At 66.2% G+C, this 15,213-nt stretch carries 18 protein-coding genes and 1 tRNA gene; 16 read left to right on the top strand and 3 right to left on the bottom strand.

The annotated features are described in order from the left end of the window. Nucleotides 1-4: 4 nt before the first annotated feature. From ACT6UX_RS10380 to ACT6UX_RS10335, 10 genes are all read left to right on the top strand, one after another. Nucleotides 5-1,135 (top strand): efflux RND transporter periplasmic adaptor subunit, encoded by a 1,131-nt coding sequence (locus tag ACT6UX_RS10380; RefSeq protein WP_444775076.1) that lies wholly within the window; start codon nucleotides 5-7, stop codon nucleotides 1,133-1,135. Nucleotides 1,136-1,157: 22 nt separating this feature from the next. Further along, nucleotides 1,158-4,253 (top strand): efflux RND transporter permease subunit, encoded by a 3,096-nt coding sequence (locus ACT6UX_RS10375; protein WP_444775075.1) that lies wholly within the window; start codon nucleotides 1,158-1,160, stop codon nucleotides 4,251-4,253. Nucleotides 4,254-4,329: 76 nt separating this feature from the next. Next, nucleotides 4,330-4,503 carry a hypothetical protein gene (locus tag ACT6UX_RS10370; protein WP_444775074.1) on the top strand — a complete coding sequence of 58 codons (174 nt, stop codon included), beginning with the start codon at nucleotides 4,330-4,332 and terminating at the stop codon, nucleotides 4,501-4,503. Nucleotides 4,504-4,535: 32 nt separating this feature from the next. Next, entirely contained in the window at nucleotides 4,536-5,090 is a 555-nt protein-coding gene (gene dcd / locus ACT6UX_RS10365; protein WP_444775073.1) for a dCTP deaminase, read from the top strand. 12 nt (nucleotides 5,091-5,102) lie between these two features. Next, nucleotides 5,103-6,386, top strand: coding sequence for a UDP-N-acetylglucosamine 1-carboxyvinyltransferase (gene murA / locus ACT6UX_RS10360; protein WP_444775072.1), 1,284 nt, complete (start codon nucleotides 5,103-5,105; stop codon nucleotides 6,384-6,386). A 4-nt stretch (nucleotides 6,387-6,390) separates the two neighbouring features. Then, entirely contained in the window at nucleotides 6,391-6,816 is a 426-nt protein-coding gene (locus ACT6UX_RS10355) for a DUF2948 family protein (protein WP_444775071.1), read from the top strand. Nucleotides 6,817-6,864: 48 nt separating this feature from the next. Further along, nucleotides 6,865-7,545 (top strand): ATP phosphoribosyltransferase, encoded by a 681-nt coding sequence (gene hisG, locus ACT6UX_RS10350; protein WP_444775070.1) that lies wholly within the window; start codon nucleotides 6,865-6,867, stop codon nucleotides 7,543-7,545. Then, nucleotides 7,535-8,833: a histidinol dehydrogenase gene (gene hisD, locus ACT6UX_RS10345; protein ID WP_444775069.1), complete on the top strand. Its 1,299-nt coding sequence runs from the start codon at nucleotides 7,535-7,537 to the stop codon at nucleotides 8,831-8,833. The genes hisG and hisD overlap by 11 nt, the downstream gene beginning before the upstream one ends. A 2-nt stretch (nucleotides 8,834-8,835) precedes the next feature. Beyond that, the gene (locus ACT6UX_RS10340) at nucleotides 8,836-9,324 is read left to right on the top strand and encodes a UPF0262 family protein (protein WP_444775068.1); all 489 of its coding nucleotides are present in this window, start codon (nucleotides 8,836-8,838) and stop codon (nucleotides 9,322-9,324) included. Between the two features lie 13 nt (nucleotides 9,325-9,337). Beyond that, nucleotides 9,338-9,781 (top strand): arsenate-mycothiol transferase ArsC, encoded by a 444-nt coding sequence (locus ACT6UX_RS10335; protein WP_444775067.1) that lies wholly within the window; start codon nucleotides 9,338-9,340, stop codon nucleotides 9,779-9,781. Nucleotides 9,782-9,791: 10 nt separating this feature from the next. Here ACT6UX_RS10335 and ACT6UX_RS10330 read toward each other — a convergent pair whose 3' ends face one another. From ACT6UX_RS10330 to ACT6UX_RS10320, 3 genes are all read right to left on the bottom strand, one after another. Next, nucleotides 9,792-10,106: a hypothetical protein gene (locus tag ACT6UX_RS10330; protein ID WP_444775066.1), complete on the bottom strand. Its 315-nt coding sequence runs from the start codon at nucleotides 10,104-10,106 to the stop codon at nucleotides 9,792-9,794. A 150-nt stretch (nucleotides 10,107-10,256) separates the two neighbouring features. Beyond that, a complete protein-coding gene (locus ACT6UX_RS10325; RefSeq protein WP_444775065.1) occupies nucleotides 10,257-10,841 on the bottom strand; it encodes a hypothetical protein in 585 nt (194 codons plus the stop codon). A gap of 17 nt (nucleotides 10,842-10,858) precedes the next feature. After that, complete coding sequence (locus ACT6UX_RS10320; RefSeq protein WP_444775064.1) at nucleotides 10,859-11,617, bottom strand: hypothetical protein; 759 nt, start codon at nucleotides 11,615-11,617, stop codon at nucleotides 10,859-10,861. A 189-nt stretch (nucleotides 11,618-11,806) separates the two neighbouring features. Between ACT6UX_RS10320 and infA the strand changes: the two genes are divergently transcribed. The 6 genes from infA to ACT6UX_RS10290 all read left to right on the top strand — a co-directional run. Then, entirely contained in the window at nucleotides 11,807-12,025 is a 219-nt protein-coding gene (infA, locus tag ACT6UX_RS10315; protein WP_295137458.1) for a translation initiation factor IF-1, read from the top strand. 3 nt (nucleotides 12,026-12,028) lie between these two features. After that, on the top strand, nucleotides 12,029-12,610 hold the full coding sequence (locus ACT6UX_RS10310; RefSeq protein WP_444775063.1) for a Maf family protein: 582 nt from the start codon (nucleotides 12,029-12,031) through the stop codon (nucleotides 12,608-12,610). Continuing rightward, nucleotides 12,607-13,791, top strand: a complete 1,185-nt coding sequence (locus ACT6UX_RS10305; RefSeq protein ID WP_444775062.1) for a ribonuclease E/G — start codon at nucleotides 12,607-12,609, stop codon at nucleotides 13,789-13,791. The genes ACT6UX_RS10310 and ACT6UX_RS10305 overlap by 4 nt, the downstream gene beginning before the upstream one ends. Continuing rightward, nucleotides 13,784-14,008 (top strand): DNA gyrase inhibitor YacG, encoded by a 225-nt coding sequence (locus ACT6UX_RS10300; protein WP_444775061.1) that lies wholly within the window; start codon nucleotides 13,784-13,786, stop codon nucleotides 14,006-14,008. Before ACT6UX_RS10305 ends, ACT6UX_RS10300 begins: the two co-directional genes overlap by 8 nt. Before the next feature lie 35 nt (nucleotides 14,009-14,043). Beyond that, nucleotides 14,044-14,119, top strand: a tRNA-Phe gene (locus tag ACT6UX_RS10295). 875 nt (nucleotides 14,120-14,994) lie between these two features. After that, on the top strand, nucleotides 14,995-15,213 hold a 219-nt coding region (locus ACT6UX_RS10290), incomplete at its 3' end, for a hypothetical protein (protein ID WP_444775060.1).

Below are 15,213 nucleotides of genomic sequence, written 5' to 3'. Positions count from 1 at the left end.
TACGATGATCAAGCGAATGCTCATCATGCTCATTCTCGTCGGCGCAGTGCTCGGCGGGTTGTTCGGCTTCAAGACCTTCGTCAACGGCAAGATCAAGGAAGCCATGGCTGGCATGGCCAACATGCCCCAGACCGTCTCGGCCACGAAGGCCGAGACGAGCGACTGGCAACCCAAGATCGACGCAGTCGGCAGCCTGCGCGCCGTCCGCGGCGCGGAGCTGTCGCTCGAGGTGCCGGGCGTCGTCGAGACGATCACCTTCCAGTCGGGCGACGAGGTGAAGGCGGGGCAGGTCCTGCTGACCCTGCGCAAGGAAGACGAGGAGGCTCGGCTACAGTCGCTGGAGGCGACGGCACAGCTCGCGCAGATCACTTACGACCGCGACGTGAAGCAGCTCAAGGCGCAGGCGATCAGCCAGGCAATCGTTGACAATGACGAAGCCAACCTGCGCAACGCGCGAGCGCAGGTCGCCGTCCAGAAGGCGATCCTCGACAAGAAGACGCTGCGGGCGCCGTTCGCCGGCAAGCTCGGCCTGCGCCAGGTCGATCTCGGCCAGTTCCTCGCGGCTGGCACCATGATCGCCACCCTGCAGTCGATGGATCCCATTTTCGTCGACTTCCTGCTGCCCCAGCAGGCCGTGGCGCAGATCGCCGTGGGCGACAAGGTGAGGGCGAAGATCGACGCCTTTCCCGGACGCACCTTCGAGGGGAAGATCACCGCCATCAACCCGAAGATCGAGACGGGTAGCCGCAACGTGCAGGTGCGTGCCACCTTGCCGAACGCCGACCAGAAGCTGATGCCCGGCATGTTCGCCGCGGTCGAGCTGGACACCGGCGCGGCGCAGCGCCTGGTCACGCTGCCGCAGACGGCGGTGAGCTACAATCCTTACGGCTCGCTGGTCTACATCGTCGACGACAAGGGCAAGGGCGCCGATGCCAAGCCAGAGCTGACCGCCCGGCAGGTCTTCGTCACCACGGGCGCCACGCGCGGCGACCAGGTGGCGATCCTGAAGGGCGTTTCCGAGGGCGACACGGTGGTCACCTCGGGGCAGATCAAGCTGCGCAACGGGGTGCCGGTGGTCGTCGACAACCGGGCGGTGCCGACCAACGACCCCGCGCCGAAGATCGTCGATAAATAGCCAACCCGCAGGACATCGTCCCATGAAGTTTACCGACATCTTCATCCGCCGCCCGGTGCTGGCGAGCGTAGTGAGCCTGCTTATCCTGGTCGTCGGCCTGCGCGCCATCAGCGCCCTGCCGGTGTTGCAGTATCCGCGCACTGAGAATGCCGTCGTCACGATCACGACGACTTACTACGGCGCCGATCCCGACGTCATCGCCGGCTTCATCACCACGCCGCTCGAGCAGGCCGTCGCCCAGGCCAACGGCATCGACTACATGACCTCGACCAGCCAGAGCGGCGTCAGCACCATCACCGTCTACCTGCGGCTCAACTACGATTCGAGCAAGGCGCTGACGGAGATCAACACCAAGGTGAGTTCGGTTCTGAACCGGCTACCCGCCGGGACGCAGCAGCCGGTGCTGACGGTGAAGGTCGGTCAGACGATCGACGCGATGTATATCGGCTTCAACAGTAAGGAACTGGCGCCCAACCAGATCACCGACTACCTGGTGCGCGTCGTTCAACCGAGGCTGCAGGCGGTCGAGGGCGTGCAGACGGCCGAGTTGCTGGGCGCCAAGAATTTCGCGCTGCGCGCCTGGCTCGATCCGCAGAAGCTCGCCGCGTACGGCCTGACCGCGGCCGATGTTGGACTGGCATTGACGGCGAACGACTACATCGCGGGCCTCGGCACGACCAAGGGGCAGATGGTGCAGGTCACCCTCAAGGCTTCGACCGCGCTGACCTCGCTAAATGAGTTCCGCAACCTCGTGCTGAAACAGGACAAGGGGGCGATCGTCCGCCTCAGCGACGTCGCCAACGTGACGCTGGGGTCCGACGATTACGAATCGGAAGTGAGCTTCGATGGCCAGAAGGCGGTCTACATCGGCATCCAGGTCGCGCCGGCCGCCAACCTGCTCGACGTGATCAAGGGCGTGAAGGATGTCTTTCCGTCGATCCAGGCGCAGCTGCCGCAGGGGCTGAACGGGCAGATCATCTACGATTCGACGGAATTCGTGAATAGCTCGATCGACGAGGTGATCCACACCCTGCTCGAGGCGCTGGTGATCGTGACCCTCGTGGTCTTCGCCTTTCTGGGATCGGTGCGGTCGGTGATCATCCCGGTGATCGCCATTCCGCTGTCGCTGATCGGCACCTTTGCCATGATGGCGGCCTTCGGCTTCTCCATCAATCTGCTGACCCTTCTCGCGCTGGTGCTGGCGATCGGCCTGGTGGTCGACGACGCCATCATCGTGGTCGAGAACGTGAACCGCCATCTCGAGGAAGGGCAGAAGCCGTTCCCAGCCGCGATCCAGGCGGCGCGCGAGCTGGGCGGGCCGATCATCGCCATGACCGTGGTGCTGATCGCCGTCTATGTGCCGATCGGCTTCCAGAGCGGCCTGACGGGCGCGCTGTTCACCGAGTTCGCCTTCACCCTGGTGGGCGCCGTCACCATCTCGGCTGTGGTGGCGCTGACCCTCTCGCCCATGATGTGCTCGCGGATGCTGAAGCCCCACGGTCACGGCGACCGCGGCCTGGAAGCCCGCATGATCCGCGGCATCGACAACGTGTTCGACCGCCTGCGGCGCGGCTACGCCCGCTGGCTGACGGGCAGCCTGAACTACCTGCCGGTGACGGCGACTTTCGCCGTGCTGGTGCTCGGCAGCATCTACTTCCTCTACTCGGCCACCAGCAGCGAGCTGGCGCCGCAGGAGGATCAGGGCATCATCATCGGCTTCGCGACCTCGGCGCCCAATTCGACAATCGACCAGCGCCAGATCTATTCGCGCGAGGTCTACAAGATCGGTGCCAGCCATCCGGAGACGGACCACATCTTCCAGCTCGACGTGCCCGGCCAGTCGATCGCGGGCTACGTGCTGAAGCCGTGGGACAAGCGCACGATGACCTCCAACCAGCTGCAGCCGATCGTGCAGCAGGAGCTGGCGGGTATTGCCGGCGCGCAGGTCGTGGCCTTCCAGCCGCCGCCGTTGCCCGGCTCGACCGGCCTGCCGATCCAGTTCGTGATCAACACGACGGGCGGCTTCGAGGCACTGAACGACGTGGCGCAGAAGTTCCTGCAGGATGCGCTCGCCACCGGCCGGTTCATCTTCCTCAACACCGACCTCAAGATCGATGCGCCTCAGGCCACGGTCGTGATCGATCGCGACAAGGCCTCTGCTCTCGGCCTGCAGATGAGCGACATCGGCGGCGCCCTGGGCTCGATGCTGGGCGGCGGTTACGTCAACTACTTCGCGCTCGACGGCCGGTCCTACAAGGTGATCCCGCAGGTCCAGCAGTCCTCGCGGCAGAACATCGACCAGATCCTCGACTATCACATCAAGGCCGGCGACGGTACGACGGTGCCGCTGTCGACCGTCGCGTCGATCGTCACCAAGGCGATTCCGCAGTCGCTCAACCACTTCCAGCAGCTCAACAGCGCCACCATCCAGGGCGTCGCCTTCCCCGGGGTCTCGCAGGCCGAAGCGCTGCAGACGCTCAAGGAGCTGGCGCAGCGCACACTGCCCCAGGGCTACTCGATCGACTATGGTGGTGCGTCGCGCCAGTACGTGCAGGAGAGCGGCGGCTTCATCGTCACCTTCGGCTTCGCGCTGATCATCATCTACCTGTCGCTCGCGGCGCTGTTCGAGAGCTTCCGCGATCCGCTGATCATCCTCTTCTCGGTGCCGATGTCGATCGCGGGCGCGCTCATCTTCCTGATGGCGCTCAGCACGATCGGCATGCCGGGGGCGACCCTGAACATCTACACCCAGGTCGGCCTGGTCACCCTGATGGGCCTGATCAGCAAACACGGCATCCTGATCGTCGAGGTCGCGAACGAGCTGCAGGAGGCTGGCAAGTCGCGCCGCGAGGCCATCCAGGAGGCTGCTGGCATCCGACTGCGACCCATCCTGATGACCACGGCTGCGATGGTGCTCGGCGTCGTGCCGCTGATCGTGGCCACCGGCGCCGGCGCCCTGTCGCGCTTCTCGATGGGCCTGGTGATCGCCAGCGGCCTGACGGTGGGCACGTTGTTCACTCTGTTCGTGGTGCCGGCCGTCTACGTGATGCTGGCGGCGGACCACTCGAAAAAGCGCGGTGCCGGCGAGCCCATCGAGGCGCCGGCGGCGGGCGACTGACCACCGGACCGGACAGTCGACCGGGGCGGCAGACGGGACTGCCCCGGCCGCCCCGCAATAGTGTATCCTTCTTCCGATGACCGCCCCCTCGAAACAGGTCCCGGAGAAGGACGAACGCGCAGACCGGCTGGCCGCCGCGCTGCGCGAGAACCTGAAGCGGCGCAAGGCGCAGGCGCGCGCCAAGGGGGAGGTCCCGAAACCGTCGGGTCCGGGACAGGGTGATCCGACCACCGGCAAGACCGGCGGTTGAGCCGACCCCCTCCCTCGTTTAGAAGCGCCCCAATGAGCATTCTCTCGGACCGCTGGATTCGCCGCATGGCGCAGGAGAAGGGCATGATCGAGCCCTTCGTCGACGCGCAGAAGCGCGAAGGCGTCATCTCCTACGGCCTGTCATCGTACGGCTATGACGCCCGTGTCGGCACCGACTTCAAGATCTTCACCAACGTCAATTCCTCGGTGGTCGATCCCAAGAACTTCGACCAGCAGAGCTTCGTGGACCGCAATACCGAAGTCTGCGTCATCCCGCCGAATTCCTTCGCGCTGGCGCGGACGGTCGAGTATTTCCGCATTCCCCGTGACGTTCTGGTGATCTGCGTTGGCAAGTCGACCTATGCGCGGTGCGGCATCATCGTGAACGTGACGCCACTTGAGCCGGAATGGGAGGGGCACGTGACCCTGGAGTTTTCCAACACGACGCCGCTGCCCGCGAGGATCTACGCCAACGAGGGCGCCTGCCAGTTCCTCTTCCTCCAGGGCAATGAGCCCTGCGAGGTTTCCTATCGCGACAAGGCCGGCAAGTATCAGGGCCAGCGCGGCGTCACCCTGCCGAAAATCTGAGCGGAGGCGACCATGGACAGAATTCGCATCAGGGGCGGCCGCCAGCTCAAGGGCCAGATCCGTATCTCCGGCGCCAAGAACGCGGCCCTGCCGCTGATGGTGGCATCGATGCTGAGCGACCAGCCGCTCACGCTGCACAACGTGCCGCGCCTGGCAGACATCACGACCATGATGCAGTTGCTGCGCCAGCACGGGGTGGAGATCGAGGCCACCGCCGGCGAAAACGGCCACAGCCACGGCACGACCATGGTGCTGAAGGCGTCGAAGATCACCTCGACCACCGCGCCCTATGACATCGTGCGCAAGATGCGCGCGTCGATGCTGGTGCTGGGTGTGCTGCTGGCGCGCGAGGGGCAGGCCAAGGTCTCGTTGCCGGGCGGCTGTGCCATCGGTGCCCGACCGGTGGACCTCCACATCGCCGGCCTGCGGGCGATGGGTGCGGACATCGACATCGACGGCGGCTACATGGTCGCGCGGGCGCCCAAGGGCCTCAAGGGCGCGCGCTACACCTTCCCGAAAGTGTCGGTGGGTGCCACGGAGAACCTGATGATCGCGGCGGCGCTCGCCAAGGGCACGACCGTGCTGGACAATGCCGCGCGCGAGCCGGAGATCGCCAACCTCGCCGAATGCCTGTCGGCCATGGGCGTCCCGGTGGGCGGCATCGGCACCGAGACGCTCACCATCGAGGGCGTGACCTCGTTCAACGCCATCGAGCATTCGGTCATCCCCGATCGCATCGAGACCGGCACCTATGCAATGGCCGTCGCCATGACGGCGGGCGACGTCGAATTGATCGGTGGCCGGGTCGACCTGATCGACACCGTGGCGGCCAGCCTGCGCGCCGCCGGCGTCACGCTCGAGGACACCGAGAACGGCATGCGCGTGCACCGGACCAACGGCGCCCTGCACGGTGTCGACGTGATGACCGAGCCGTTCCCGGGCTTCCCGACCGATCTCCAGGCCCAGATGATGGCTTTGATGACGCGGGCCGAGGGCGCCTCGATGATCACCGAGACGATCTTCGAGAGCCGCTTCATGCACGTGCCGGAACTGGCGCGCATGGGCGCCAACGTCACCATCCACCATCAGTCGGCGCTGGTGCGGGGTGTGCCGAAACTGCGGGGCGCCGAGGTCATGGCCACAGACCTGCGCGCCTCGGTGTCGCTGGCGATCGCGGCCCTGTCGGCCGAGGGCGACACGATGCTGCATCGCGTCTACCACCTGGATCGCGGTTTCGAGCGGCTGGAGGAGAAGCTCAGCGCCTGTGGCGCCGATATCGAGCGGCTGAAGGGCTAGATCCATGACGGCCAAGCTGAAACTGTCCGCGCTCGATACCGACGACCTGGCGATTATCTCCGCCGCCGTTCAAGACGCACTGGTGGCGGTCCGCGACTGCGCCTACCTCAAGGAGGAAAGCCGGTTCGTCCTGCTGCTCAACCGGTTTCGGTGGGAAGCCGATCCGGGGCAGGGGATAGGCCATACAAGGACCCACTCTGCCCTCGTTTTCAATGAGGTCACGGCCGTGCGGCACCATGACATCCCCACGGCCGAGCCCGATCGGATGCTTGAACTGCTCGCGGTGGTGCTGGAAAACGAGCATTCAGTCCTTCTGCGCTTTTCGGCCGGCCGGGCTATCCGGCTGGAAATCGGCCGGCTCGCATGCCATTTGGGGGATGTCGGTGAGCCTTGGCCCACCCCTTGGAAGCCCGCCCACCCGGTCGAATAGCCTTTCCGGCTCCGATCAGGGGCGGGCATTCGTTACTGGAGACATGTCGTGTCGAGCGACGCTAACGAGAAACTCATCCTGGCGCTGCCCAAGGGCCGTATCCTCAAGGAAGCGGCCCCCGTCTTCGCCCGCGCGGGCATCGAACCGGAGGCGGCCTTCGCCGATCCGGATGCCCGCCAGCTCCGCTTCACGACCAACCATCCGGACCTCGACATCATCCGCGTGCGCTCGTTCGACGTAGCGACCTTCGTGGCCTTCGGCGCCGCCCATCTCGGCATCGCCGGTGCGGACGTGCTGATGGAGTTCGACTATCCCGAGATCTACGCCCCGATCGATCTCGGCATCGGCAAATGCCGCCTGGCTGTTGCCGAGCCGGTCGAGATGGCGGGCAACGACGATCCGCGACGCTGGAGCCATGTCCGTATCGCCACGAAATATCCCGAGGTAACGCGCCGGCACTTCGCCGCGCGCGGTGTGCAGGCGGAATGCGTCAAGCTGTCGGGTGCGATGGAGCTCGCGCCGTCGCTCGGCCTCAGCCACCGCATCGTCGATCTCGTCGATTCCGGCCGCACCCTGAAGGAGAACGGGCTGGTCGAGATCGAGCACATCGCCGATATCACCTCGCGCTTCATCGTGAACCGTGCTGCCCTCAAGACACGGCCCGAGCGGGTCGGCCACTGGATCGACCGTTTCCGCGATGTCGCCCGCGGAGTGCCCCGTGCCGCTTAGGCTCGACGCTTCGGCGCCGGGCTTCGAAAAGGAATTTTCGGACTTCCTCGGGCGCAATCGGGATACCGACGAGAATGTCGACCGCGTGGCGGCCGGTATCGTGGCCGACGTGCGCGCCCGCGGCGATGCGGCCGTCGTCGACTACACGGCGAAGTTCGACTGGGCCGGTATCACGGCGGCCAACATGCGCGTTTCCGAGGCCGAGCGCGACGCGGCGGCGGCGCAGGTGCCGGAGGCGCAGCGCGAGGCGCTGGCCTTTGCGGCTCGGCGCATCGAGGCGTTCCATCGCGCGCTGATGCCGAAGGATGTCGACTTCACCGACGCCACGGGTACGCGGCTCGGCGCGCGCTACCGTCCGGTGGATGCGGCTGGCGTCTACGTTCCGGGCGGCACGGCGGCGTACCCGTCGTCGGTGCTGATGAACATCGTGCCGGCCAAGGTCGCGGGCGTTGGCCGCATCGTGATGGTGGTGCCGACGCCGGGCGGCACGCTCAATCCCCTGGTCATGCTGGCGGCCGCAATCGCCGGTGCCGACGAGATCTGGCGCATCGGTGGGGCGCAGGCGGTGGCGGCGCTGGCCTATGGCACGGAATCAATCCGGCCGGTCGACAAGATCACCGGGCCGGGAAACGCCTACGTCGCCGCAGCCAAGCGCCGCGTGTTCGGGCAGGTCGGCATCGATCTCATCGCCGGCCCCTCCGAAATCCTCGTGGTCGCCGACCGTCACAACGACCCAAGGTGGATCGCCGCCGACCTTCTGTCCCAGGCCGAGCACGATCCGTCCTCGCAGTCGGTTCTGATCGCCGACGATGCGGCCTTCGCCGACGCCGTCATGCGCTCCGTCGAGGCTGAGCTGAAGACGCTGGCGCGCGCCGCAATCGCCGCGGCGAGCTGGCGCGACAACGGCGCCGTGATCCTGGTGCCGGATTTCTCGGTCGCTTCGCCCATCGTCGACGCGATCGCCGCCGAGCATGTCGAACTGGCGATGGAAATCGCGGAGGCCGAGGCTCTGTCGCAGAAGATCCGTCATGCTGGCGCGATCTTCCTCGGCCGCCACACGCCTGAGGCAATCGGCGACTATGTCGCCGGCACCAACCACGTGTTGCCGACCTCGCGCGCCGCGCGCTTCTCCGGCGGTCTGGGTGTGGCGGACTTCCTGAAGCGGACGTCGCTGGTCAGCTGTACGCCGCAGTCGCTGGCGGCGCTCGGCCCGTCCGCGGTGGCGCTCGCCGAGGCCGAAGGGCTCGGCGCCCATGGCCGTTCGGTTTCGCTCCGGCTGGGCCGCTAGCCATGCCGACCGCGACGACCGACAGGACGCGGCGCATCGTCGACGTCGTACTGGATGAAGAATCGGTCGCCCGCCGGACGCCCGAAGTCGAGCATGAGCGGGCCGTCGCGCTGTTCGACCTGATCGAGGAGAACGATTTCCGTCTCGTCGGCGGCCAGTCCGGCCCGTATCGGCTGCGCATCGGCATCTTCGAACAGCGCCTGGTGTTCGACGTGCGCAACGAGGCCGATGAGAAGCTGCGCGACATCGTCCTGTCGCTGACGCCGTTCCGCAAGGTCGTGAAGGACTACTTCCTGATCTGCGAGAGCTACTACGCCGCGATCAAGAAGCTCGGCCCGTCGCAGATCGAGGCGCTCGACATGGGGCGGCGCGGCCTGCACGATGAGGGGTCGGAGTTGCTGCGCGAGCGACTTGAGGGAAAGATCGAGGTCGACCACGACACGGCCCGGCGGCTGTTCACGCTGATCTGCGCCCTGCATATCAAATCGTGAGCGGGCAGGGGCGATGATCGGACTGCCGTCCAGCCTGCTCTTCGCCTGCAGCGAGAATTCGGTCCGGTCGCCGATGGCCGAGGCGCTGGCCAAGCGTCTCTACGGGCAGACGGTATACATCGATTCGGTGGGCGTGCGTGCGAGCGACGTCGATGGGTTCGCAGTCGCCGCGCTCGACGAGATCGACATCGACGTCCACCGCCACCATGCCAAGACCTTTGATGACGTGGATGCCGCGTCGTTCGAGTTGATCGTCACGCTGTCGCCGGAAGCGCATCACAGCGCGCTGGAGTTCACGCGGGGAACGGCGACCGAGGTCGAGTATTGGCCGATGCCCGACCCCAGCGCGGTGGAGGGATCGCGGGAGACGCGGCTCGATGCCTACCGTCACACCCGCGATCAGGTCTTGGCCAGACTGAAGGCGCGCTTCGGGACACCGATCACGCCCTCGGTCTGACCGCCTCTGCCTAACGCTGCGTGACGTGGCCCGCCGGGTCGAGCGTGATCAGGTAGTAGGTGTCGCCCTTGAGGGCCTGGCCCTGCCAGCTTCCATCCTTGTTGCGCAACAGCATGGTGACGCCGTTGTAGCCCGCATCGTGTATCTGCTGTCGCGCTATGGCGCCCTCGGCGGTCGGCGTCCAGTTGGGCGCCGTCGTGGGCGTGAAGACCTTGTTGGGCTCGGTACCGGGCTCGCGACCGGTGGGCATGCCTTGCGCCTGGACTGCATTCGTCGCGAGGACCGCGGCGCTGACCAGTGAGAATGCAAGCAATGTCCGGTTCATGATGTCTCTCCTCGGGTGCGAAGCGCTGCCACACTGGAGCGCCTTCGCCCGGGATCATTTCCGGACCGGATTATGGATCGATTGTGGCGGCAGCGCGCCCGTGCATGCAGGCGAGCCTCCCGCCTTGCACGAGCGCCTGTAAGGACGATGTCAGCGCGTGCTTTCGGAACCTGCGTACCAGGCTGCGCGATGCGAGCTGTGACGCGGCACGGGCAGGTTGATCAGGTCCATGAATACCGAGGCGCCACCGTCGGCGCCCGCGAGGTCGCCCTCGAGCACCTCGACGTCAAAGGTCAGTTTGTCGCCTTCGAGCTTCGGCGACTTCAGCGTGACGACGGCATCCACGACGCTGGCCTTCGCCTTGTTCAACACCGAGACCGTGGCATTGGGAGGATCCTTGGCGAAGGAGTTCGGCGCCTTCGCCGTCCATTCCTCGAGCACGTGCGCGAGCATCGCGTGCCCCGCCGAGCGTACCGGGCGGTCGGCGAACACGATGACGCTGGGCGCGATGCCTTCGAGGACCAGCTTGTTGTCCTGCAGCTTGGCGCCGCGGGCGTTGAGCACGAACATCGAGGGAATGAGGCGCGGATGGCGCGCCGCACCGACCACCTTGGGCAGACCCTGCACCGAGGAAGTGGCAGGTGTGGCCGGCTGGGTCTGCGCGGTGGCGCTGAAGGCAAGGCCGAGCGTTGCGACGGCAGTCGCGAAGGCAAGGGAGAGTCGGATGGAATGCATGATGGTCACCGTGCGGCTCAGTAGCAGGGCAGGAGGGGCGGCTTGCCGCAGGTCGGCGCGTTGTAGCGCTGCTGGTAGCGCGGATCGATGTCGGGCGGCGGCGGCGCACCGGCGCCGCTATTGGAGCCGCCACCGTTCCACTGCCGGTTGACCGGTTCCGTCGGCGACGGGTTGGACCAGCCGCTGAAGGTGCTGGTGCCGTCCGGATCGCCGATCGCCGGCGTCTCTCCACCGGTCGTCTGGCTCTGGCCGTAGTACTGGGCGCCGTGCGAGCCGATGCCGAACCAGATCGTGTCGATGAAAACCGAGGCCGGACCGTTGGCGGTGCCCAGGCTGCCCTCCAGCACGTCGACGTCGAAGGTGAGCTTCTCGCCCTCGAGTTTGGCGGTCTTCAAGGTCACCACGGCGTCGGAAACGTTCCCGCCGTCCTTGTTGAAGACGGAGACCGTGGCGTTCGGCGGATCCTTGGCGAAGCTGCCGGTGCGCCAGATGTCGGCCATGTCGGGCGTCACCATGTGACCGACCGAGCGCTTCGGCCGGCTGGTGAACAGGGTCGCCGTCGGCAACACGCCGTCGAGGACCAGCTTCTGGCCGTCGAGCTTGGCACCGCGGGCATTGATGACGATCAGCGCCGACGAATATTGCCGCTTCGCCGGCTTGCCGATCGTCTTCTGGGCGGGATGGGTGATGGCGTTGGGCGGTGCCGCGGGAGCGGGCGACGCCTGGGCGAATGCGAGCGCCGGCGTCAGCAGCAGGGCGGCCACTAGGCCTGACATGCACGTTGAGTTCATCTTTTTGCTGGTCCTTCTTCCCCGGGCGTCCGCAGCCGCGCCCTGTATAAGGGAGGCGGGCTTCGGTGAGAAGGCCGGCCATCCCGGCCGTTGCCCGCGCCGCCATTGACTTACCCCCTCCTGCGGCCCATTTTCCGGCCGCTTTCCCAGAAAATCACCCCAGCCGGAGGCCGGATGGCCAAAGAAGACTTGATCGAATTTACGGGCGTCGTGGCCGAGTTGCTCCCCAATGCGATGTTCCGGGTGAAGCTCGACAACGACCACGTCATTCTCGCCCATACCTCGGGCAAGATGCGCAAGAACCGCATCCGCGTTCTGGCAGGCGACCGCGTCACCGTCGAGATGACGCCTTATGACCTGACCAAGGGCCGCATCACCTTCCGCTTCAAGTAGGCGTTGCGCGCCTCGACGATCCCCCCGCTCGTACTGGCCTCCGCGTCTCCGCGACGGCTCGACCTGTTGCGACAGGTTGGATACGAGCCTGCGACGATCGACCCTGCCGACATCGACGAGACGCCCGGGACGGGTGAGTTGGCGCGTGCCTATGCGCTGCGCATGGCGCGGGCGAAGCTCGCCGTCGTGCAGCAGCGCCATGCCGGCGCCCTCGTTCTGGCGGCCGACAGTGTCGTCGTCTGCGGTCGCCGCATCCTGCCGAAGGCGGAAAGCGAAGCCGAGGCCCGATCGTGCCTCGCCAAACTCTCAGGCCGCCGCCATCGCGTGCTGGGCGGCATCGCCGTGGCCGCTCCCGACGGCCGGGTCGGTACGCGACTCGTCGAGACCATCGTGCGCTTCAAGCGCCTCGAGTCCGGCGAGATCGATGACTATGTCGCCAGCGGCGAATGGCAGGGCAAGGCGGGAGGCTACGCCATCCAGGGCCGGGCGGCCGCCTTCGTCGCATTCCTCTCCGGCTCCTACAGCAACGTCGTCGGATTGCCGCTGTTCGAAACCGTAACGCTCCTGAAGGCCTCCCGGGCATGAGCCGCGTCGATCGGCTCGTCTGCCACGTACTTCCCAAGGCGTTCCTGATGGCCTTGGTGAGCCAGGGTCGCTTGGTGGAACTGCAGGTCGTGCGCCGCGACAAGCCGTCGAGGGTCGAGAGTATCTTCCTCGGCCGCCTGGAACGTGTGATGGCCGATCTCGATGCCGCCTTCGTCGACATCGGCATTGATCGCGCGGGCTTCCTGCGGGCCGAGGACCTTTCGGGCGTCGATGGCTGGCCGCCGCTCGGTGCACCGGTCCTCGTGCAGGTGCGCAACGACGGCGAGGGCGAAAAGGGTCCGCGCCTGTCGATGAACATTGCCATCAGCGGCCGTTATCTCGTCTTCCATCCCAATGGCGCCGGCGTGACCTTCTCGCGCCGTATCGAGGGAGAGTCCGAACGCGACCGTCTGCGCGGGCATGTCGAGGGCCTGCTCGATGGCGGAATCGTACTGCGCACCGCCGCCGCGGGCGCCACGGCCGATGTCCTGCAGGCCGACGCCACGCGCGTACTCGACCGCTGGGAGAAGATCCGGCGCCTGGCCCTCGACGTCGAGCCGCCGGCCGACCTGTCGGCGCGCATCCCGGGTGAGCGCGACCCGATCGCGCGGGCCTTGCGCGATCACGGCGCGGACCTCGAGGAAGTGATCCTCGACGACCGGGCGATGGCGCGTACGCTGCAGGACAAGATGGACCGGCTGGGTGAGAAGATCCGCGTCCGCTGGCACAACGGCACGATGCCGGCTTTCGACATCGACGACGTCGCCGGCCAGATCGACACCGCGCTGGCGCCGCGCATCGCCCTGCAGAGCGGTGTCGAGGTGCTGTTCGAACCGGGCGAAACGCTGTGCTCCGTAGACGTCGACAGTGCCGGCGCGGGCGGCCGCCAGGGACGGGCGCCGCGCCGGCCCGTCGACGTCAACCTCGAGGCGGCGCCGGCGATCGCCCAGCAGCTCAGGCTTCGCAACATCGCCGGCGCGGTGGTGATCGACTTCGTCAACATGCGCAGCGCCTACGACCGCGACAAGGTCCAGGCGGTGCTGGCCGAGCATTTGGCAAGCGATACGGTGCCCACCCAGATCTACGGCTTCACCCGGCTCGGCCTCTTCGAGTTGACCCGCGCCCGGCGCGGCCCGACCCTGGCGGCCCAGCTCGAAGCGCTGGAAAAGAGTGATGACTGACCGATCCCCGCCGCTGCGCGCCGTGCGCACCGAACCGAAATGCCCGACCTGCGGAAAGCCCGCGGACCCGATATACAAGCCGTTCTGCCGCAAGCGCTGCGCCGACATCGATCTCGGCCGCTGGCTGAAGGAAGGCTATCGCGTGCCGACCGACGAGGCGCCCGGCGAGGAAGAACTCGAAGACAGGGGTGGCGGCGCATCTGGACAGCGGGGCTAGCTCGTCCTATAAGCCCGGCCGCCAACGAACGACGTGCCCAGGTAGCTCAGTTGGTAGAGCATGCGACTGAAAATCGCAGTGTCGGTGGTTCGACTCCGCCCCTGGGCACCATTCGCCTTTCCCAAGCAAATCAGCAAGTGAAGCAGGGAAACCTGAGCCGCGCGAGATAGCGGTTTCTCTTTTAGACACCCTCAATCGCTGCTTTAGATATCGGTCCCGTTCCGTTCACGTTCCTGTGGCGGTGATCGCTACGTCGAGCTGTGTTCAGCCCCTGCCCACGCGGTGACAGCATCCTCCTGCTCTTTCGTCGCCCCTGGCATATGGACACTGATGGATCCACGGTCTTGCGACGGATCGTGCTTGAGTCCGACCGGCAAGCCACCTCGTCGAGCTTCCTCCGCGCCACGGTGTATCTGGACCTTCATCTCCCAGCCGTATTTCGCCTACCTTCTGCCCACCAGGGGAAGGCCTCTGCGAAGCGCCTCTTTCGGTCTTGCTCGCGCTCATCGCTTACCTCTCTAACTTTTCAATTGTGGAGTTTTCGCAACTCGGCGTTCTCCAAGCGTCGGCGGGTCGTCAAGGTGCATCACCGCCATGAACATCTGATCCATCAGTCGGTTGTGTTCCTCGAAACGGGTTATTTGAGCTACCAGTTCGGCCTCACCAAATCTGTTGGGTCACCCGGCGTGTGGGAGGGAGCGCGAGGCGTTACGCGACAAGAGTGCCAGCCGCATCTTTCTTGCAAGTCACGTTACATCAAGCCTACGCTTCTCCAGTTGCCGCGTCAGAGCGCCCCTGGTGTGGGCCGCGAGCCTGGCGATGCTCGTTCGGGGCTGGGTTGGGCCCGGTCGCTCGTGGAAAGATGGGCGGCCCTTCTCGGATCTACTGGTGGTGACGGAAACAGGGCGCGGCATGGGCTTTGCTCAGGTCCAGTTGACATAAGGTAATGCGCGTGGCCCCGGCTGCGCGCGATGGGGTGCGCTGGGATGCCGATTTACACGGACGTTATTGCCCTCGACAGGGTCATCTTGGTTGTAGCTCGGGGACCGGTAACTGGTGACGAGATCGTCGAGTGCATCGAGAAGCTGAAGGCACCGCAGATCCGAGGTTACGCGAAGATCGTCGACGTCACGGGGGCCTCGTCGGAGGTGACCCGGGAGCAGGTGGAGCGTCTCGCCGGTGCTCTGCGCGGCGGGCCGGATGCT

Source organism: Reyranella sp. (assembly GCF_052439685.1).
Classification (GTDB): domain Bacteria; phylum Pseudomonadota; class Alphaproteobacteria; order Reyranellales; family Reyranellaceae; genus Reyranella.
This window is presented reverse-complemented; position numbering and strand designations above follow the sequence as displayed.